Genomic DNA, 20,053 nt, shown 5'->3' on the forward strand with positions numbered 1-20,053 from the left:
GAGGACGACTATCGCGATTCGCGGGATCCGGCTTTGAACTTCAAAATTCTCGGAAGTGCGGACTTTGCAGCTGTTCGGCGATCGACGGCGGGTCGAAGGCTGGGACGAGGGATGGGTCGTTGAAGGAGGTTATGCGGGAGATGTGGGGGCCGATGAGGGTGAGGACTTGGACGCAGTAGGGGGTGTAGTGGGAGGTGGGGGTGCGGCGGTAGACGGTGAGGGCGGGTTGGCCGTTGGCTCGGGTGGGGTGCATGCGCCAGGTATCGGGGCGGAGGACTCGGGCGGTGAAGAAGCCGATCACGGCGGGGCGGCCGGTGAACCAGGTTGGGATGGGGGGCATTTCGAGTTCGACGTCGGCGCGGAGGAGGGTGACGAGGGCGGCGGGGTCGGAGGTCTCGAAGGCGGCTACGTAGTCGTCGAGGAGGGCGCGTACCGCTTGCTCGTCGGGTTCTCCGAGGTCATCCTGCACCGGTCCGGCCGCGGCCATGCGGGTGCGGGCGCGCCGGAGGGCGCTGTCGACGGCCGCGGCGGTCATATCGAGGATCTCGGCCACCTCGGTGGTCCGGAAGGCGAGTACGTCGCGCAGGGTGAGGACGGCGCGCTGGCGGGCGGGCAGGAGTTGGAGAGCGGCCACGAAGGCCAGGCGGACGCCGGCGCGAGCGGTCACGACGGCGGCCGGGTCGGCCGCCGTCGTCGCATCCGGGATGCCCAGGCGGGCATCGGGGGCGGGCTGCAGCCAGGGGACGGTCGTGTCCCACGCGCCGACCCGGATGCGATGGTCGTCCGACGGCGCGCCGAGGCCGGAGGGCAGCGGGCGGCGGGCCCGGGATTCCAGGGCGGTCAGGCAGGCCCGCGTGGCGATCGCGTAGAGCCAGCGGCGCACCGAGGAGCGGCCTTCGAAGTTCTCGAAACCGCGCCAGGCGCGCAGATAGGTCTCTTGGACGAGGTCCTCGGCGTCGTGGATCGAGCCGAGCAGCCGATAACAGTGGGCCAGCAGTTCCGGACGGAAACCTGCTGCCAGCGTGTCGAATTCGGCGAGCGATGCCATCGCGGGGCTCCCTTGGTCAGGAATTCACGGTAGTCCGGGCACCGGGCTCAGCCGAGCGGTTCCGCGCCCGCGCCGGTGACGCGGTACTCGGCGGCGCTGCCGGGATCGGCCGCGATCTCGAGCACGGTCTTGGCGATCTGGTCGGGAGTGAGGATCGGGGTCAGGCCTTCGACGAAGGTGGCGGTGTCCACACCCGTGCGGGCGGCATAGGCGGCCACCGCCATTGCGCCCATGTCGGTGGCGGGCGTCAATTGCGGCAGCAGGGTGACGAAGCGGATACCGAGACCGGCACGCTCGGATTCCTCGGCCGCGTACCCGCGCAGATAGCGAATGGCCTGCTTGGCGCTGGCGTACCCGCCGCTCAACGGCGAGCCGAGCAGCGCGGCGGCGCTGGACAGCGAGACGACCACGCTGCCCGGTGCGAGGGGCGCCAGCAGGGCGGCCCGGGTCCAGGTGAAGACGTGCCGGGTATCGGTGTTCCAGTTGCGGCTGAAGCTGTCCCAGGTTTGCTCCTGGATAGGCCGCATGAGCGCGCCCACCCCGGCATTGAGGACCAGCAAGGTCGGGCGGTGCTCGCGAATCGTGCTGTCGGCGAGCGATTCCGCGGTGGCGTCGGCGGCGACGGGGGTGAAGTTCGCGCCGAGCTCGGCTTGTACGGCGCGCAGCCGGTTCTCGTCGCGGGCGATGCCGACGACCTGGGCGCCGGCGGTGACGAGGGCGGCGGCGATGGCGCGGCCGAAGCCACGCCCGGCACCGGTGACGACTGCGGACTGGATGGGATCGGACATCGGAAGCTCCCTGGGCTCGAGGGTCGGTCCATATCTAGACCGCCCGCACGCCCGGAATCCGTCGCTGGGATCGGAGAAAGTTTCAGTCGGCGCGGCGGCGCGCGACCACGAAGCGGGGTTTACCCGCCAGATCGGGATGCTCCACCACTTCGGTGAAGCCGCCGTGCATGGTGAAGAGCGCCGCGACGCCGGAACCATTGCTGTCGTCGTGTTCCACCGCGACCGTCCCGCCCGGGCGCAGCAGCCGGGCGATGGTGCCGATCATCGGCCGGATGACATCCAGCCCGTCGGGTCCGCCGAACAGCGCCCGGTGCGGATCGTGGTCCGCCACTTCGGGATCCAGTACGGCGTCCTCGGGAATGTAGGGCGGATTGGACACCACCACGTCCACCCGGCCGTTGAAATGCTCGAGAATGGTGGGGTCGGTGACGTCCCCCGCGTGCAGATCGATGGGTGTGTCGCCCTCGTCCGCGAGTTGCAGCGCATTGCGTTTGGCCCAGGCGTGCGCTTCCGGATCCAGCTCGACCGCGTGCACCTGGACGTCGGGCCGGGCATGGGCGATGGCGAGCGCCAGCGCCCCCGACCCGGTGCACAGATCCACCGCGATCGGCTGGTGATCGTGTCCGAGCGCTTCGAGCTGCCCGAGCGCCCAGGCGAAGATCAGTTCGGTTTCCGGCCGCGGGACGAACACCCCCGGGCCGACCGCGAGATCGATCTCCCCCATCGCCGCGGTCCCCGTAAGGTGTTGCAGCGGAACACGTTCCGCCCGCCGCGCGACGAGTTTGCGGAATTCCTCGAGCTGGTCGGCGGTGAGCATGGGCATGAGCGCCAGCCGCATCCGATCCACCCCGAGCACGTGCGCGGCCAGGTATTCCGCGTCGGCGGCCGGGCTGTGCACCCCGGCGGCGGCCAGGATGTCGATGGCTTCGCGGATGGCCGGACGCAAGGGCACTCTGGTCATGACAGGCCTCCGCTTCTGCGCGCTGGGCTGATGGTCTCGATTCTCCCCCGCACGCCGCTACCCGGTCGCGGTTCGGTGCGGACCGGGTAGCGGTGCGGGCGTGGCTTATTCGGCGGCGAGCCGCGAGGCGCGGTCGGCGGTGCCGAGCGCGTCCAGCAAATCGTCGAGGTTGCCGTCGAGGACGGAGTCGAGGTTGTGCGCCTTGAACCCGATGCGGTGATCGGCGATCCGGTTCTCCGGGAAGTTGTAGGTGCGAATGCGTTCGGACCGGTCGACGGTGCGGATCTGCGAGGCGCGCCCCGCGGCCGCGTCGGCGTCGGCCTGCTCTTCGGCCAGAGCCTGGAGCCGGGCCGCCAGCACCTGCATGGCGCGGATCTTGTTCTGCAGCTGCGAGCGCTCGTTCTGGCAGGTCACCACGAGCCCGGTGGGCAGGTGGGTGAGGCGCACCGCCGAGTCGGTGGTGTTGACGCCCTGACCGCCCTTGCCGGAGGACCGGTACACGTCGACGCGCAGGTCCTTCTCGTCGATCTGCACTTCCTCGACCTCGTCGGGCTCGGGGTAGACGAGCACGCCGGCGGCCGAAGTGTGAATGCGCCCTTGGGATTCGGTGACCGGCACGCGCTGCACGCGGTGCACGCCGCCCTCGAACTTGAGCCGCGACCACACGCCGTCGCGCGTGGGTTCCTTGCTCTTGATGGAGAAGGTGGCTTCCTTGTACCCGTCGAGATCGGAGTAGGTGACGCCGAGCACCTCGACCTTCCACCCGTGCCGTTCCGCGTACCGGATGTACATGCGCGCCAGATCGGCCGCGAACAGCGCCGATTCCTCGCCGCCTTCGCCGGACTTCACTTCCAGCACCACATCGTCGGCATCGTGCGGGTCGCGCGGCGCGAGCAGATCGGTGAGCTGCTTGTCCAGCTCCTCCACCTGTTCCTTCAGCGCCGGCACCTCGGCCGCGAACGACGAGTCGTCGGCCGCCAGCTCCTCGGCCGCGGCCAGATCGTCACGCGCACTGGTGAGCTTGTTGTAGGTAGCCATGATCGGCCCGAGTTCGGCGAACCGCTTCCCGACCTTGCGGGCCGCGCCCGGGTCGTTGTGCAGCGCCGGATCCGAGAGCTGGAGTTCCAGCCCCGCGTACTCGGCCAGAATGTCGTCGATGGCGGACGGTGCCGTGGACTTCTCGGCCATGGCGGAAATTCCTCCTGTGGGAGTCGTACCCGGGTGGGCCGCCCCGGAGTTTATGTCGAGGCCCTGTAAACGCCGCGACGCCCGGCCTGCTGAACAGCAGGACGGGCGTCGGCAGGGTCGCTAGTTGGCAGCCTTGGTGCGCTTGCCGTAGCGGGCCTCGAAGCGGGCCACGCGGCCGCCGGTGTCCAGAATCTTCTGCTTGCCCGTGTAGAACGGGTGGCACTGGGAGCAGACCTCGACCGTGATCTGGCCCGACTCCTTGGTGCTCTTGGTCTGGAAGGTGTTGCCACAGCCGCAAACGACCGTGGTGTCCACATACGTGGGGTGAATTCCCGCCTTCATGGGTGTCCTTTCGAAAGGCTCCGGGTCGCCTGGCCTACGCGAGACGTGAACCGGAACCGACTTGAGGCATGGTTGCCGACGGACCAGTATAAGCGGTTCCCGCACGCACTTATTCCAGCCCCCCGCCACCACGCCCGATCACCGCCCACCCGGCCCCGGTCAGCCCTGGCAGCTCGGCGCGGCCCCGCACGGCGACTGGGGCACGAAGGGGTCCAGTAGCCGGATCAGCAGATGCAGCAGGTTGTCCGCTATCGCGACGGATCCGCCGGCTTCCAGGGATCCGGTGACGATCGGGACATTGGGCAGATTGAACGACCCGGTGCTGTCGGCCGCCGCCGGGCCGGCGCCGGCGAGCACGATCCACGCCACATGCCCCCAAAAGCACTGTGCGACAGGGTGGCCGCGTGACGCCTGCGGGCTGTTGACCTTGCTACGTGGGAGCAGGTAGCCGTTTTGCGCGGCGATCCCCAAGAAAATACGGGCACGCATATTTCCGGGGCTCGAGCGAGGCTGAAAGTCGAGTAGTTCGCTACTCAAGAATGCGAACACTCGTGTTCATAGAGTTTGTCCAGGTGAGAGTCCCACGACGATCGGAAGGGCGATACGTGACCGGGAAGGACGCGACGGGCGGGGGACTTCTCCCCGCTGCCGTGCACGCCGTGACCGGGGGAGGACACCGGCGGCGCGCGGAAATCGTCGCGGGGGCGGTCCTGGGCACGTTGAGCCTGATGGTGGTCGTGGGGTGGCGGTCCGCTCCCGGGGAGTCCGGCCAAGCGGTGGGGAACCAGACCCTGGCCCCTACCCCACCGCACGGGGACGGCGCCCTCACCTACACGGCGGTCACGGCGTCGGGCTCGTCCGACGCCGTGACCGCTTCCATCCTGGCGTTCATGATCGCCGGGGCGGCCCTGATCGGACTGTTCTTCTTCTCCCCCGCCTCCCCGCGACTTCAGCGCCCGGCCAAATGCCGTCAACCGTCTCGCATGCGTGCCGGCGGTTGGGTGCCGAATCCATCCTGGACGTACCCGGCGAGTTACCCGCATCTCACGAAATCAGTTGTCGCCCTAACGAAAGAGGGGCTCCGCCAGTGGCGGAGCCCCTCTTCTCGTTATTCGTCGATGGCGCCCGGGGCGGTCTTGGAGACCGTCATCAGGAACTCGACATTGCTCTTGGTCTTCTTCAACCGGTCGACCAGCAGGTCGATCGCCTGATGTGAATCCAGACCGGACAGCACGCGCCGCAGCTTGTGCAGCACCGCCGCCTCGTCGGCCGACATCAGCAGATCGTCGCGGCGGGTGCCGGACGGGTTGACGTCGACGGCCGGGAACACGCGCCGCTCGGCGATCTTGCGATCGAGCTTGAGCTCGGCGTTGCCCGTGCCCTTGAACTCCTCGAAGATGACCGTGTCACCGGTGGAACCGGTCTCCACCATCGCCGTGGCGATGATGGTCAGCGAGCCGCCGTTCTCGATATTGCGGGCCGCGCCGAGGAACCGCTTGGGCGGGTACAGCGCGGTGGAATCCACACCACCGGAAAGGATTCGGCCCGAGGCCGGGGACGAGTTGTTGTACGCACGGCCCAATCGGGTGATCGAGTCGAGCAGCACGACGACGTCCTGACCCGCTTCCACCAGTCGCTTGGCCCGCTCGATGGCGAGTTCGGCGACCGAGGTGTGATCGCTCGGCGGCCGGTCGAACGTGGAGGCGATGACCTCGCCGCGCACCGAGCGCTGCATATCGGTCACTTCCTCGGGACGCTCGTCCACCAGGACGACCATGAGGTAGCACTCGGGGTTGTTCACGGAGATCGCGTTGGCGATGTCCTGCATGATCGTGGTCTTACCGGCCTTGGGCGGCGACACGATCAGCGCGCGCTGACCCTTGCCGATCGGCATGATCAGATCGATGATGCGGGTGGTCAGCTTGTTGGGCTGAGTCTCCAGGCGCAGGCGCTGGTTCGGGTACAGCGGCGTGAGCTTGCTGAATTCCGGTCGGCGCTTGGCACTTTCGACATCCGCGCCATTGACGGTGTCCAGGCGCACCAGCGGATCGAACTTCTGGCGCTGGTTGCTCTGGTCGCCGTCGCGCGGCGCGCGCACCGCACCGGTGATGGCGTCACCGCGGCGCAGGCCGTTCTTGCGCACCAGGTTCATCGACACGTACACGTCGTTCGGGCCCGCCAGGTAACCGGAGGTGCGCACGAAGGCGTAGTTGTCGAGCACGTCGAGAATGCCCGCCACGGGCTGCAGGACGTCGTCCTCGCGCAGTTCGGGCTCGCGCTCACGGCTCTCGCCGCCACCGGCCACGCCGCCGTCACGGTCCCGGCCACGACGACGCTCCCGGAAACGCCGGCCCCGGCGTCCACCGCGCTCGTCGTCATCGCCGCCACGGTCACGATCGCGGTCCCGGTCGCCCCGCGGGGCGCCGTTCTGCTGGCCGCCGTTCTGGTTGCGCTCACCCTGCTGGCGATCGCCCTGCTGGTCGCGGCCGCCCTGATTGCGCTCGCCCTGCTGGTTGCGGTCGCGGTCGCGGCGACGCTCGCCGCCCTCGGACTCGGTCTTCTCGCCGGCGTCCGCACTGCCCTCGGCATTGGCGGTCGCGGCGGCGGCACGCTGCTCGCGGCCGCGGCGCTGCCGGCCCCGGCCACGCTGACCGCCCTCGCGGTTGTCGTCACCGCCCTCGGCGCGCGCATTGTCCCCGGCCTCGTCACGCTTGGATTCGCGCGCCTCACTGGCGTTTTCGCGAACCTCGGCCGGAGCCTCGGTCTTCACCTCGGCCTTGGACTTGGCCTCGGTCTTCGGCGCTTCGCTGCGCGCCGGAGCGGACTCGGCCTTGGCCGGAGCGGTCTCCCCCGTGCTCTCGGCGGTGGCCTTGGCGCCACGAGTCGCCTTGCCCACGGTGGCCTTCGAGGAGCCACCACCCGACTGATTTTCCTTGATGGCGGCGATCAGATCACCCTTACGCATCCCGGAAGTACCCCGAATACCGAGTTCTCCCGCAAGCGCACGCAACTGCGGCAACAACATTCCAGTCAGCCCCGATCGTGCGACGTCAGTTTGTTCGCTCATCTTCGAAATCTGTCCGGATTCACTTTCGCGGCTTCCCGAGGAATTTTGACTTTCCACCCCGGGTGTCGCGAGCAGGTCCGTATCTGTCACGGAAATCCTTTCCTTCCCTCGACTGCCGTGTGCCTGTTCGAGGGTTCCTCCTGCAGTCCGGTCTCGTGCCGGACTCGGATGCCGTATCGCCTGTCTCGCCGGGTTGGTGGATTACTTACCACCGCGTGGGCTATCGCATCGATTCCTGTGCTCATCGACAGACAAGGTGGGAGAGATCATTCCAGTTGACCGGCTACCCCCAAGTTTCGAGCCTCAAGCCTCGAGCCCGAGTAAGGAGCCTCTGGAGCGATTTGCCCTGATGAAGCACCGGCGTCTGACGCGCACGATGTACGGACTCGCTCAGGATAGCCGTCGCCCGTATCGTCGGCAAGGCAGGCACGCTGTCAATCCACCATTACGGCTTTTACTCAATTCACCAGGACGCCGTCGGCAATACCCGGTTCCAGCACACGCAACCCTTCGGAGATCGCGAGTTCACGCAGTTCCGCGGGAAATTCGCTGGTCACGAAGGCGAGCACGGTCGGACCGGCGCCGGAAACGGTGGCCGGGATGCCCGCGGCGCGCAGCCGTTCGATCCATTTCGTGGTGAGCGGCAGCGCCGAGGCGCGGTAGCCCTGGTGTAGCCGATCCGCGGTGGCGGCCATCAGCAGATCGGGTCGTTGCGTCAAGGCGACTACCGCCAGTGCCGCGCGCGACACATTGAAGGCCGCGTCGACGTGCGGAACCGTGTCCGGGAGCAGGCCGCGGGTGTGCGCCGTGGAGGAATGCTCCTCGGGAATCAGCACCACGGGGCGCAGGCCGGCCTCGGGTTCCAAACGCACCGCGCGGTATACGCGGGGATTGTGGTCGCCGGCGCCGTTTCCGTCTGCGGGACGGTCGGTTTCGGTCCAGGACACCACCACGCCGCCCAGGATGCTGGCCGAGGCATTGTCGGGATGACCCTCGAATTCCGAGGCCAGCTGCACCATCACGTCGTCGCCGTAGGCCAGCGCGGCGTCGAACTTGGCGGCCAGACCGCGGCCGGCGGCCAATCCGCCGACCACCGCCGAGGCGGAGGAACCCATCCCCCGCGAATGCGGAATCACGTTGTGGCACACCACGTCCAGGCCGTCGGCCCAGACGCCCGCGGCCTGCAGGCCGCGCTCGATGGCGCGCACCACGAGATGCGAAGGGCCCCAGGGCACATCGGCGGCCCCTTCACCCTCGACGCGGATGGTGAGACCGGAGTCCGTGGTGGACACCGTGATCTCGTCGTACAGCCCCAAAGCGATTCCGAGGGAATCGAAACCCGGCCCCAGATTGGCACTGGACGCCGGAACCCGCACGGTGACGGAGATTCCGGCGGGCAGGGTCCTGGTCATCAGCTGACCTTCGCGCGAATTCAATGTCAGGCCAGCTCGAGTGCGTGTGCGACGGCGATCGGATCGACCGCGATGGGCTGGACCTCGGGCATGCCCTTGAGGGCGTTGTCCGGATCCTTGAGGCCGTTGCCGGTGACGGTGCAGACCACGGTCAGGCCGGAATCGAGCCAGCCTTCCTGGCGGGCGGCCAGCAGACCGGCGACCGAAGCGGCCGAAGCGGGTTCGACGAACACGCCTTCCTTGGACGCCACCAGGCGGTACGCGGCCAGGATCTCCTCGTCGGTGGCCGCGCGGAACGCGCCGCCGGACTCTTCCTTGGCGGCCATGGCCTGGTTCCAGGAGGCGGGCGCGCCGATCCGGATGGCGGTGGCGATGGTCTCGGGATCCTTGACCGGAGCCCCGTTGACCAGCGGCGCGGCGCCCGCGGCCTGCACGCCGAGCATGCGCGGGCGCGAGGTGGTGACGCCGTCGGCGTAGTACTCGCTGTAGCCCTTCCAGTACGCGGTGATATTGCCCGCGTTGCCGACCGGGAGCACGTGCACGTCGGGGGCCTTGCCCAGGGCGTCCGCGATTTCGAAGGCCGCGGTCTTCTGGCCCTCGATACGGGCCGGGTTGACCGAGTTGACCAGGCCGACCGACGGGAATTCCGCGGTCACCTTGCGGGCCAGCTCCAGGCAGTCGTCGAAGTTGCCGTCCACCTGAATGATCTTCGCGCCCAGCATGACCGCCTGGGCCAGTTTGCCCATGGCGATCTTGCCCTGCGGGATCAGCACCGCGCAGTGCAGGCCCGCGCGGGTGGCGTAGGCGGCGGCCGAGGCCGAGGTGTTGCCGGTGGAGGCGCACAGCACCGCGGTCTTGCCGTTGTACTTGGCATCGGTCATGGCCATGGTCATGCCACGGTCCTTGAACGAACCGGTCGGGTTCGCACCCTCGACCTTGAGGTACACCTCACAGCCGGTCAGCTCGGACAGATGATGTGCGGGCACCAGTGGAGTACCGCCCTCGAAAAGGGTGACGGCTTCCCAGTCGGCCGGAATCGGGAGACGATCCCGATAGGCATTGATCAGGCCGGGCCACGGGGTGTGCACGGCTGCAGCTCGTGCGGTTGCACTCATTCCTCGGTGCCTTCCAATCTCAGAACACTGGTCACGGACGTGACGGAGTCCAGTTCGGCCAACGCCGCAACGGTATCGGCCAGGGCCGATTCCTGCGCGTGGTGGGTCACCACGACCAGGCGAGCGCCTTCGTCGTGGCCTTCCTGGCGGACCGTCGAGATGCTCACACCGTGCTTGGCGAACTCACCGGCGACCGCTTCCAGCACACCGGTGCGGTCGGCTACCTGCAGGTTCACGTGGTAGCGGGTCGGGGTGTCGCCGATCGACGCGATCGGCAGCTCAGCATAAACCGATTCGCCCGGCGCGCGGCCACCGTAGAACTTGTTGCGCGCCGCCATCACCACGTCGCCCATCACGGCCGACGCGGTGGGCGCGCCGCCGGCGCCCTGACCGTAGAACATCAGGCGGCCGGCGTTCTCGGCCTCCACCACCACGGCGTTGAACGCGCCGCTGACCGAGGCCAGCGGGTGCTTGCGCGGGATGAGCGCCGGGTAGACGCGGGCCGAGATCTGCTCCTTGCCGCCCTCGTCCACCACGCGCTCGGCCATGGCCAGCAGCTTCACGGTGCAGCCGACGGCCGCGGCGGTCTCCAGATCCTCGGAGGTGATCTTGGAGATGCCCTCGCGATAGACATCGCCGGAGGTGACGCGGGTGTGGAAGGCCACCGAGGCCAGGATCGCGGCCTTGGCGGCGGCGTCGTAGCCCTCGACATCGGCGGTCGGATCGGCCTCCGCGTAGCCCAGGCGGGTGGCCTCGGCGAGCACGTCGTCGTAGTCCGCGCCGGTCTCGGCCATCGCCGAGAGGATGAAGTTGGTGGTGCCGTTGACGATGCCGACCACCCGGTTCACCCGGTCGCCGGACAGCGACTGGATGAGCGGGCGCACGACCGGGATCGCGCCCGCGACCGCGGCCTCGAAATACAGGTCGGCGCGGTGGTTCTCGGCCGCATTGGCCAGTTCGCCGGTGTAGTCGGCCAGCAGCGCCTTGTTGGCGGTGACGACGGACTTGCCCGCGTTCAGCGCGGCGGTGATCAGGGCGCGAGCCGGATCGATGCCGCCCATGAGCTCGACCACGATATCCACATCGTCACGGGTGACGAGGGTTTCGGCATCGGTGGTGAGCAGCTCGGCCGCGATGCCGCGATCCTTCTTCAGGTCCCGGACGGCCACCCCGCGCAGCACGACGGGCGCGCCGACACGGTTGCACAGATCGTCCGCGTGATCGCGAATGATGCGAACCACCTCGGTACCGACCGTGCCCATGCCGAGGACCGCCACGCCGATCGGATGATCCGATCCCCACACACCGGTCTTGTTAGCGACCTCGGTCATGCGTTCACCTCCAAGCTCAGTAGGTCCTCCACCGTTTCACGGCGGAGAATCAAGCGCGCCTTGCCATCCCGCACAGCGACCACGGCGGGCCGGGTGAGCAGGTTGTAGCGGCTCGACATCGAGTAGCAGTACGCGCCGGTCGCGGCCACCGCCACCAGGTCGCCGGGGCCCACATCGGCGGGGAGCCAGGTATCGCGAATGACGATATCCCCGCTCTCGCAATGCTTTCCGACGACTCGTGCGACCACCGGACCGGAATCGCTACTCCGCGAAACCAATCGGCAGTCGTACTCCGCTTGATACAGGGCAGGGCGAATGTTGTCGCTCATGCCGCCGTCGACGCTGACATAGCGTCGGCGATTACCCCCGTCGAGCACAACATCTTTGATGGTGCCGACCTCGTACAAGGTCACGGTGCCCGGCCCCGCGATGGCGCGGCCCGGCTCGACGGCGATGGTCGGGACCGGCAGCCCCGCGCGCTCGGCCTCCTCTGCGACGATGCGCCGCAGGTTGGCGGCGAAATCGTCGAGGGCCGGCGGATCCTCGTGCGGCAGGTACGAAATACCCAGGCCGCCACCGAGATCCAGAATGTGCACCTGCGCGGCGCGTTCGGCGCCGAACTTGTCGGCGACCTCGCGCAACACGCCCAGCATGCGGCGGGTGGAGATCTCGAAGCCGTCGATCTCGAAGATCTGCGAGCCGATGTGCGAGTGCAGCCCGACCAGGCGCAGATTGTCGGACTCGAAGACCCGGGCGATGGCCTGCATGGCATCGCCGCTGGCGATCGAGAAGCCGAACTTCTGATCCTCGTGCGCGGTCGAGATGTATTCGTGGGTATGGGCTTCCACGCCGACGGTGATCCGGACCAGCACGTCCTGCACCCGGCCGGCGCGCTTGGCGACGGTGTCCAGGCGCTCGATCTCGATCATGGAGTCCAGCACCACGTGCCCGACGCCGCGCGCGACCGCCAGCTCCAGCTCCGGCACCGATTTGTTGTTGCCGTGCAGGGCGATCCGCTCGGCCGGGAACCCGGCGTGCAGCGCCACCGACAGCTCGCCGGCGGAGCACACGTCCAGGTGCAGGCCCTCGTCGCGGATCCAGCGGGCGATCTCGCCGCACAGGAAAGCCTTGGAGGCGTAGTGGACTCGCGAGCCCTCGCCGAAGGCGCGCACCATATCGCGGCAGCGGGAACGGAAGTCGTCCTCGTCGATGACGAACAGCGGGGTGCCGTATTCGGCGGCCAGCTCGTGCACCGGCACGCCCGCGAACAGCACGACGCCGTCCTGATCGCGGGATGCGTTGCGCGGCCACACATTCGCGGGCAGCTCGATCATCTGCTTCGGATCGGCGGGACGCTCCGGCAGACCCGGGGCGTGCGGGATGTCCGCGTGACGGGGACCGGCGGGGTGGGCACTCATCTACATACGCTCCGGTGCACTGACGCCTAGCAGGCCGAGGCCGTTGGCGAGAACCTGACGGGTGGCTTTGACCAGCTCGAGCCGAGCCGAGTTCAAGGGGGTGACGGGATCGTCGCCCTGCGGGATGACCCGCATGTCGTTGTCGGACTGGAAGGCGTGGTAGACGCCGGCCAGATCCTCCAGGTAGCGGGCGATGCGATGCGGCTCCCGCAGTTCGGCGGCGGTGGCCACCACGCGCGGGAACTCGCCCAGGGTGCGGATCAGATCGCCTTCCCGGCTCGAGCTCGCGAGCGCGAAATCGGCGGGGACGGCCTCGAATCCGAAGGCGGCGGCATTGCCGATGATGGAATTGGTGCGGGCGTGCGCGTACTGCACGTAGTAGACCGGGTTCTCGTTGTCGGTCCGGGTCCACAGGTCCAGGTCGATATCGATGCTGGAGTTCACCGAGGACCGCACCAGCGCGTAGCGCGCGGCGTCGACGCCGATCATCTCGACCAGATCGTCCAGGGTGACAACGGTTCCCGCGCGCTTGCTCATCTTGACGGCCTTGCCGTCCTTGACCAGGTTCACCATCTGGCCGATGAGCACCTCGACGGTGTCCGGGTTGTCGCCGAACGCGGCCGCGGCGGCCTTCAACCGGCCGATGTAGCCGTGATGGTCCGCGCCCAGCATGTAGATGCACAGGTCGAACCCGCGCGAGCGCTTGTTCTGGAAGTAGGCGATGTCACCGCCGATGTAGGCGGACTTGCCGTCGCTCTTGATGACGACGCGGTCCTTGTCGTCGCCGTACTCGGTGGAGGCGATCCACCACGCGCCGTCCTTCTCGTACAGGTTCCCGGACGCCTTGAGGGTTTCCAGGGCCTGCTCCACCGCGCCGCTGGCGAACAGCGAGCTCTCGTTGAAGTACACGTCGAAGTCGGTGCCGAAATCGTGCAGGGTCTGCTTGATGTGGGCGAACATCAGCTCGACGCCCTCGCGGCGGAACAGCTCGTGCCGTTCGGTCTCCGGGAGTTCCAGCACGCCCGGATTGGCCTTGACGACGGTGTCGGCGATCTCGTTGATGTACGCGCCCGCGTAGCCGTCCTCGGGGGTCGGCTGTCCCAGCGCGGCGGCCACCAGCGAATTGGCGTAGCGGTCGATCTGCGCGCCGTGATCGTTGAAGTAGTACTCCCGGGTCACCGCGCCGCCCTGCGCGGTCAAGATGCGGCCCAGCGCGTCGCCGACCGAGGCCCAGCGGGTGCCGCCCAGGTGGATGGGTCCGGTGGGGTTGGCGGACACGAATTCCAGGTTGATCTTCGTGCCGGCCAGCGCGTCCGCGGTGCCGTACTTCGCGCCGGCGGCCAGGATCTTCTCCACGATGGCGCCCTGCGCGGCCTTGGCCAGCCGGATGTTCAGGAAGCCCGGGCCCGCGACCTCGGCGACCTCGATGCCCTCGGCGTCCGACAGCGCCTCGGCCAGCAGGTTCGCGAATTCACGGGGGTTGATTCCCGCCTTCTTCCCTACCTGCAGCGCCACATTCGTGGCATAGTCACCGTGCTCGGGGTTGCGGGGACGCTCCACCTTGACCTCGTCGGGCAGGACCGCTGGGTCGGATCCGCGTTCGACAAGTACCTTCGCCGCTGTGGCACGAAGGAGATCTGCAAGGTCAGCTGGAGTCACGAGTCACTATCCTATGGTCTGAGCAGGTAACCGCCGCGCGCGGGCACCTACCGGGCAGGCGCCCAGCAAACGATGCGGCCGCACCGTTTGATTGTCCGATACGTCGAAAAGAGCACCAAAACCATGCCGAGCAGGACCAGCGCCAAGTCGGCCAAGGCCATCAAGGCGGCGGGCAAGTCCGCCCCGTCCAAGAAACGCGGCGGGGGTGGCAAAGTCGGCGGCAAGCGTCAGATTCCCTGGCTGACCATCGCGGCCGTGGTGTCGATTCTCGCCCTGATCGGCGGAATCGCGGCCTATCTGGTGCCGAAGTACAACGCCAAGGAAGAGCTCAAGAACCCTTCCGCGTACATCGACGGCATCGTCAAGAAGGACTACCCGGCCGGGTTGCACGTGGCCTCCACCCAGCGCGTGGCCTACGACCAGGCCCCGCCCTTCGGCGGCCCGCACGACGGTTCCTGGGCCGATTGCATGGGCACGGTCTACGAGAAGGCCATCCGCACCGAGAACGCGGTGCATTCGCTGGAGCACGGCGCGGTCTGGATCGCCTACAACCCGGACAAGGTGGACGCGGCCGGCATCGACACCCTGAAGCAGAAGGTGGCCGGCAAGCCCTACTCGCTGATGTCGCCGTACCCGGGCCTGGACGCCCCGGTCGCGCTGATGTCGTGGGGCCATCAGCTGAAGGTGCAGAGCGTGAGCGATTCGCGCGTGGACCGCTTCATCAAGGATCTGCGCCTGAACGAGAAGTTCTACCCCGAGGTGGGCGCGAGCTGCTCCAACCCGACCTTCGACACCAAGAACCCGCCCGCCTTCGACGCGTCGGCCCCGGGCCCGGACGCGGTACCGATGGACGGTAAGGGCGCGACCAAGGTGCAGAACGAGGGCAGCGGCGGCCTGGGCAGCATTCCGGGCATGCCCGGCGGCCTGACCGGTCTGCCCGGCGGTCTCACCGGCATCGACCCGACCGGCGGCCTCGGCGGCGCCGGCCTGACGCCCGAGGGCGTGCCGAGCATTCCGAACCCGGCCGAGGCCCCGCAGACCGAGCCGCAGGCCGGTCAGCAGCAGCCGGGCCAGTGATGCCGCCCCTCGTGTCCGGCGACGACGTCTTCGATCACGACCAGGCCCCGGACGCCGATCCGGCCGCCCCGCAGCGGAGTCAGCGCACCGCGCTGCTGGTGCTGGGCGTCATCGGCGTCCTGCTGATCGGCGTGGCGCTCGGCCTGTTCGCCCACATTCCGCTGGAGAAAGCCGGCAAGGCCGATCCGAATCCGGTGGATATCGGCTTCAGCCAAGACATGTCGGTGCATCACGCCCAGGCGGTGGAGATGTCGGCGGTGGCGCTGAGCGGTTCCACCGATCCGGACGTGAAGCGGCTCGCCTACGACATCCTCACCACCCAGCAGAACCAGATCGGCCGCATGCAGGCCTGGTTGCAGGGCTGGGGCGAACCGTTCCTCGCCACCGACGGCTACATGTCCTGGATGACAGGCACTTCCGGGGCCTCGCATCACGGCGGCGGCACCGCGGCGCACACCGGGCCGATGAACACCATGCCCGGCATGGCATCTCAGGACGAGCTGGCGGCGCTGAAGAAGGCCACCGGCACCGCGCTGGACATCCAGTTCCTGCAACTCATGCTGCGCCACCACCAGGGCGGTATGGGCATGATCGAGTACGCCGAGCAGCGCGCCGACACCGATGTGGTGCGCGCGCTGGCGCAGAGCATGGCCAAGACGCAGACCAGCGAGGCCGAACTGATGACCCAGATGCTCGCGGCCCGCGGCTCCGCGCCGCTGCCGATGAACTGAATCCGAGGGTGGATCGGGCCGCAAAACGCCCGGTCCACACCGGTTTTTGGCGCAGCGCACCCAATGCGATAGGCTTTCCCAGCCTGCTCGAGGAAACCCGAGCGGGACCATCCCCGCCCTCGTAGCTCAGGGGATAGAGCGTTTGCCTCCGGAGCAAAAGGCCGCAGGTTCGATTCCTGCCGAGGGCACCGATAAGGCCCCGACCGTGAACCACGGTCGGGGCCTTACTCGTTCGCGGGGCCGGCTCAGGCGGTGACCGATTCGCGCTGCGCGGCCAGCCATTCGGCGAAGGTGGGCCCGGCCAGGCGCGCGTGCGCGTTGGGAAGCAGGCCGCCGTTCTCGTTCAGCGGGGTGTCGGGATTGGCGGGATCGGAAACCTCGTCCACCGTCACCGGCAGTTCGAGGTGTTCGGCGAGCTGCGCGGCCGCCTCGGCCAGGCGCTCCTCGCGCGGGCCCGCGATCTCCGGGAAGGGAACCGCGGCAGTGGCTTCGGGATCGAAGGCCAGCCGGACCAGTTCCTCGGCCACGGTGCGGGCCGCGACCAGCTGGGTGCGCATCTTCGGCAGGTTCGCGGTCTCCCCCCGCGTGCCCCAGCGCAGCAGCAGTTCGACGAATTCGTGGAACTGGGCGGCGCGCAGGATCACCGCGGGCACCGGACCGGCGAGCACCTCCCGCTCGTGAATCTGCTTGGCCAGGTTGTATCCGGCTGCGGCGGCATTGATTCCGATGATGGAGACGACCACCAGCCGCCGCACCCCGGCGGCCTGCCCGGCGGCATGCAGATTGCGGGCCGAGGCGGTGAAGAATTCGGTGGCGACCGCCAGGTCGGGGGACGGCGTGCTGGAGGCGTCGATGATCGTGTCGACTCCGGTCAGCGCCTCCGCCAAGCCCGCGCCGGTGACCACGTCCACGCCCTGGGAACGGGACATCTCCACCACCTCGTGACCCTGCTCGCGCAGCACCGCCACCACGTGGCGGCCCAGCCGCCCGGTGGCGCCAGCGACGGCAATCCGGTTGTGCGCCTTGGTGTTCTGGTTCTCGATGGTCATCGTCCGCTCTTTTCTCCGCGCTCTGTTTCCGGGTTCACAGGGATGACGGGACAGCCGGCCCGGGTGTGACACGGGCGGGTTCATTGCCACCACGGAGATCAACGGAACGGTATGTTTTTGGACATGTCGGACATCGGAAACGCCTCCGCGCCACATCCGGCAGCTCGGCGCGCCCGGCGTTCCGGACGACTCACGCCCGCTCTCGCGGCCGCCCTGACCAGCATCGGAATGGTGACCGCGACGGGCACGGCCGCCGCCGCCGGGGAACCCGACCCCCTGGCCTTCTACACCCCGGCCGCGGAACTGGTGGCGGGGCCGCACGGTTCGGTCATCCAATTGCGATCGATCACCGGCGATCCCGGCTTGGCGGGCGCGCGCAACTACCTGGTGCTGTACCGGTCGATGGATATGCAGGGCCGCACCGTCGCCGTCTCCGGCACCGTCGCGATCCCCGAGGGCACTCCCCCGCCCGGCGGCTGGCCGCTCATCTCCTGGGCGCACGGCACCACCGGCGTGGCCGATATGTGCGCGCCCTCGCTGGATTCCTCGCCCGAGTATCCGGCGCACGATTACACCGCCCTGGTGCGCCGGGTCCAGGAACAGTGGGTGGCCGCCGGTTACGCGGTGGCGCAGACGGATTACCAGGGCCTGGGCACGCCCGGACCGCACGGCTATCTGATCGGGACGGCCGAGCAGCGCGCCGTCACCGATATGGCCCGGGCCGCACGGGAAATCGATGCCGAGATCGGCACCCGCTGGGTGGCGGTCGGGCATTCCCAGGGCGGGCAGGCCGCCGTCTTCACCAATTCCCAAGCGCGGCAATGGGCTCCGGACCTGGAACTGCTCGGCGCGGTCGCGCTGGCCCCCGCCTCGCATCAGGGGCTGGGCCTACAGGCGTCGCAACTGGCCACCACGGCCGGCGCCGCGCCGGTGCTGGCGCCGCTCACCGGCGGCGCGACTTCCTTTCTGCCCCTGATCATCCGGGGCGCGCAGACCGTCACCGTGGTCGATCCGGCCCGCTTCCTGACCCGGCACGCCGACGGCATGCTGGCGTTGGCCGACACCGGCTGCATCGGGCAGTTGCGGCAGGCCGACGAATGGGGCGGGCTGAACGCCGCCGAGGTGTTCACGCCGAACGGCGATATCACCGCATTGTCCCGGGTGCTCGACGAAAACGACCCCGGCGCATTGCCTTTCACGCAACCGCTGCTGGTGCTACAGGGGCGCGCCGATACCACCGTGCCCGCGGTCGCCACCGATGCCATGGTGATCCAGCAGCGCGCGTCCGGCCGTCCGGTGGAGTACCGCGGCTATCCGGGCATCGACCATCGCGGCGTGCTGGAGGCGTCCTATCGCGATGCGCTGGCCTGGGTCGACGCCAGATTCGGCCGCTGATCCGGGCGCAGCTTCGCGGCCGCCGGACGCCGGCGGATGCGATAGAGCAACGCCAAGGCCAGCGCGCATCCGGCCGTGACGCCCAGCGCCGCCCAGCCGGGGGCCGCCGAGGTCAGCCCCTGCGGGTCGCGATACCAGCGCGGTGAATACGCCACCCGGCCGAAACTGTTGCCGCGCATGGCGATCACCAGGCAGGGCACCAGCAGTACGGCCAATCCCACCGCCACGCCGGGCGCTCCGCTCGGCAAGGTGGCGGCGAAGCAGTAACCCGTCACCAGTCCGATCGCGGTGATGCCGAGGACCGGCAGCATTGCACCGGTGTGGGCCTGGTTCGCGGTGGCCCCCGCGAAGACCGACAGGGCGGCGATCCCGGCCAGCCCGATCCACGGCGAGGGGAAGCGCCGGCCGGCGAAATAGCCCGCCGCGACGGCGGCGATCGGGATGGGCGCGCTCCAATCCGGCCGGGGCACCGCCACTATCGCGCTGCCCGCATTGGTGACCGCGATCATGAGCAGCAGCACCGCCCCGTCCCGGCCCGGGAGCAGCAGCGCGGCCACCAGCCCGGCCAGTACGGTGCCCACCGCCACCACCGCGACATTCGGCAGATTGTCGGTGTGCCGGACGAACCATTCGGTGGAGAACGCCACGGTGACGACCAGCAGCAGCGCGGCCAGGATGGGGCCGATGGGCAGATCCGAGGTCTCCTCCTCGGTGGGCCGCAGCCATTGCATCAGCAGGGCGCAGGCCAGTGCCGGCACGGTGAGCAGCAGCAGCCACAGCGGCGGTGTGCCGCTGGCGGCCCATTCGATGAGCGAGCGGTCGCCGGCGTGCCCGGCGGGCAGGGCGGTGAGATCGCCGATGAGGATGGCCGACAGCGCGCCGATCAGGAAGGCGGCGCGGGTGAGCGGTGTGCCGAAGGCGGCCACCGCCAGCGCGCCCAGCAGGATGCCGCCGAAGATGGAGTCGATGTAGTTGACGGTGGTGAGGGTGCCGGTGGTGGCCACGTCCCGGTCGGTCAGATGCCCGGCGAACAGCACCAGCAGGCTGCCGAAGGCGGCAACCCAGGCGGTGCGGCGGCCCAGGGCGACGGCGAGCGCGGCGGCCACCGCGGCGAAGATGGCGCCCGCGGCGGCGGCGCGGGGCATATTGAGCACCAGCATGTCGAGTTGCAGGATCGGACCCTCGGCGGTCCACGCCAGATCGAGCGGGGCCATCAGCAACAGTCCGGCGACCACTGCGCCGAGGAAAGCCGCGATGCCCTCGAGCTGCCCCGCGAACCTGCGCAAATCGGGCATGGCGGCCACTGGGGCCGGTCGGGCCATCGCGAATTTCGCGCCCATCTCTCACCTACCTGTCGGTGATGCGACGCCTATCGCGCTGCAAGCAAAAGAATCAGCAAACTTACTCACAGGCTAACAACAAGCGACCACAAGGGCCGACGCGGTGACTTTCCTCATAGTCCGCAGAGTGCT

Annotated in this window: 17 protein-coding genes and 1 tRNA gene; 4 read left to right on the forward strand and 14 right to left on the reverse strand. The window is 68.7% G+C overall.

The genetic code is table 11. From position 1 onward, the window contains the following. Window positions 1-40: 40 nt before the first annotated feature. The 12 genes from NY1_RS37530 to argS form a co-directional block, all read right to left on the reverse strand. Window positions 41-1,048, reverse strand: coding sequence for an RNA polymerase subunit sigma-70 (locus tag NY1_RS37530; RefSeq protein ID WP_067722105.1), 1,008 nt, complete (start codon window positions 1,046-1,048; stop codon window positions 41-43). A 47-nt stretch (window positions 1,049-1,095) separates the two neighbouring features. Then, window positions 1,096-1,836, reverse strand: coding sequence for an SDR family oxidoreductase (locus NY1_RS37535; protein ID WP_067722107.1), 741 nt, complete (start codon window positions 1,834-1,836; stop codon window positions 1,096-1,098). Between the two features lie 82 nt (window positions 1,837-1,918). Further along, on the reverse strand, window positions 1,919-2,797 hold the full coding sequence (gene prmC / locus NY1_RS37540) for a peptide chain release factor N(5)-glutamine methyltransferase (RefSeq protein ID WP_067722109.1): 879 nt from the start codon (window positions 2,795-2,797) through the stop codon (window positions 1,919-1,921). A 105-nt stretch (window positions 2,798-2,902) separates the two neighbouring features. Further along, the gene (gene prfA / locus NY1_RS37545; protein ID WP_067722111.1) at window positions 2,903-3,985 is read right to left on the reverse strand and encodes a peptide chain release factor 1; all 1,083 of its coding nucleotides are present in this window, start codon (window positions 3,983-3,985) and stop codon (window positions 2,903-2,905) included. A gap of 120 nt (window positions 3,986-4,105) precedes the next feature. Then, window positions 4,106-4,327 carry a 50S ribosomal protein L31 gene (gene rpmE / locus NY1_RS37550; protein ID WP_067722113.1) on the reverse strand — a complete coding sequence of 74 codons (222 nt, stop codon included), beginning with the start codon at window positions 4,325-4,327 and terminating at the stop codon, window positions 4,106-4,108. A gap of 159 nt (window positions 4,328-4,486) precedes the next feature. Then, window positions 4,487-4,816 (reverse strand): hypothetical protein, encoded by a 330-nt coding sequence (locus NY1_RS43930; protein WP_169815462.1) that lies wholly within the window; start codon window positions 4,814-4,816, stop codon window positions 4,487-4,489. 619 nt (window positions 4,817-5,435) lie between these two features. Continuing rightward, window positions 5,436-7,484 (reverse strand): transcription termination factor Rho, encoded by a 2,049-nt coding sequence (gene rho / locus NY1_RS37560; protein ID WP_084536097.1) that lies wholly within the window; start codon window positions 7,482-7,484, stop codon window positions 5,436-5,438. Between the two features lie 368 nt (window positions 7,485-7,852). Further along, window positions 7,853-8,806: a homoserine kinase gene (gene thrB / locus NY1_RS37565; RefSeq protein ID WP_067722190.1), complete on the reverse strand. Its 954-nt coding sequence runs from the start codon at window positions 8,804-8,806 to the stop codon at window positions 7,853-7,855. A gap of 26 nt (window positions 8,807-8,832) precedes the next feature. Next, window positions 8,833-9,921, reverse strand: a complete 1,089-nt coding sequence (gene thrC, locus NY1_RS37570) for a threonine synthase (protein WP_067722119.1) — start codon at window positions 9,919-9,921, stop codon at window positions 8,833-8,835. Beyond that, window positions 9,918-11,252, reverse strand: coding sequence for a homoserine dehydrogenase (locus tag NY1_RS37575; RefSeq protein WP_067722121.1), 1,335 nt, complete (start codon window positions 11,250-11,252; stop codon window positions 9,918-9,920). The genes thrC and NY1_RS37575 overlap by 4 nt, the downstream gene beginning before the upstream one ends. Beyond that, window positions 11,249-12,670, reverse strand: a complete 1,422-nt coding sequence (gene lysA / locus NY1_RS37580) for a diaminopimelate decarboxylase (RefSeq protein ID WP_067722123.1) — start codon at window positions 12,668-12,670, stop codon at window positions 11,249-11,251. The genes NY1_RS37575 and lysA overlap by 4 nt, the downstream gene beginning before the upstream one ends. Next, window positions 12,671-14,329: an arginine--tRNA ligase gene (gene argS / locus NY1_RS37585; protein ID WP_067722125.1), complete on the reverse strand. Its 1,659-nt coding sequence runs from the start codon at window positions 14,327-14,329 to the stop codon at window positions 12,671-12,673. It abuts the gene before it with no gap. A 123-nt stretch (window positions 14,330-14,452) separates the two neighbouring features. Between argS and NY1_RS37590 the strand changes: the two genes are divergently transcribed. From NY1_RS37590 to NY1_RS37600, 3 genes are all read left to right on the forward strand, one after another. Then, the gene (locus NY1_RS37590) at window positions 14,453-15,406 is read left to right on the forward strand and encodes a thioredoxin-like domain-containing protein (RefSeq protein WP_067722127.1); all 954 of its coding nucleotides are present in this window, start codon (window positions 14,453-14,455) and stop codon (window positions 15,404-15,406) included. Further along, the gene (locus NY1_RS37595; protein ID WP_067722129.1) at window positions 15,406-16,137 is read left to right on the forward strand and encodes a DUF305 domain-containing protein; all 732 of its coding nucleotides are present in this window, start codon (window positions 15,406-15,408) and stop codon (window positions 16,135-16,137) included. Before NY1_RS37590 ends, NY1_RS37595 begins: the two co-directional genes overlap by 1 nt. A 115-nt stretch (window positions 16,138-16,252) precedes the next feature. Then, a tRNA-Arg gene (locus NY1_RS37600) sits at window positions 16,253-16,325 on the forward strand. A 57-nt stretch (window positions 16,326-16,382) separates the two neighbouring features. Here NY1_RS37600 and NY1_RS37605 read toward each other — a convergent pair. Beyond that, complete coding sequence (locus NY1_RS37605) at window positions 16,383-17,186, reverse strand: SDR family oxidoreductase (RefSeq protein WP_067722131.1); 804 nt, start codon at window positions 17,184-17,186, stop codon at window positions 16,383-16,385. Window positions 17,187-17,309: 123 nt separating this feature from the next. Between NY1_RS37605 and NY1_RS37610 the strand changes: the two genes are divergently transcribed. Continuing rightward, entirely contained in the window at window positions 17,310-18,581 is a 1,272-nt protein-coding gene (locus NY1_RS37610; RefSeq protein WP_067722133.1) for an alpha/beta hydrolase family protein, read from the forward strand. Here the strand turns inward: NY1_RS37610 and NY1_RS37615 are convergent. Further along, a complete protein-coding gene (locus NY1_RS37615; protein ID WP_067722135.1) occupies window positions 18,536-19,921 on the reverse strand; it encodes a hypothetical protein in 1,386 nt (461 codons plus the stop codon). The two genes, NY1_RS37610 and NY1_RS37615, sit on opposite strands and share 46 nt — an antisense overlap. Window positions 19,922-20,053: the final 132 nt, after the last annotated feature.

The sequence above is a fragment of the Nocardia yamanashiensis NBRC 100130 genome (genome assembly GCF_001613325.1).
Lineage (GTDB): Bacteria > Actinomycetota > Actinomycetes > Mycobacteriales > Mycobacteriaceae > Nocardia > Nocardia yamanashiensis.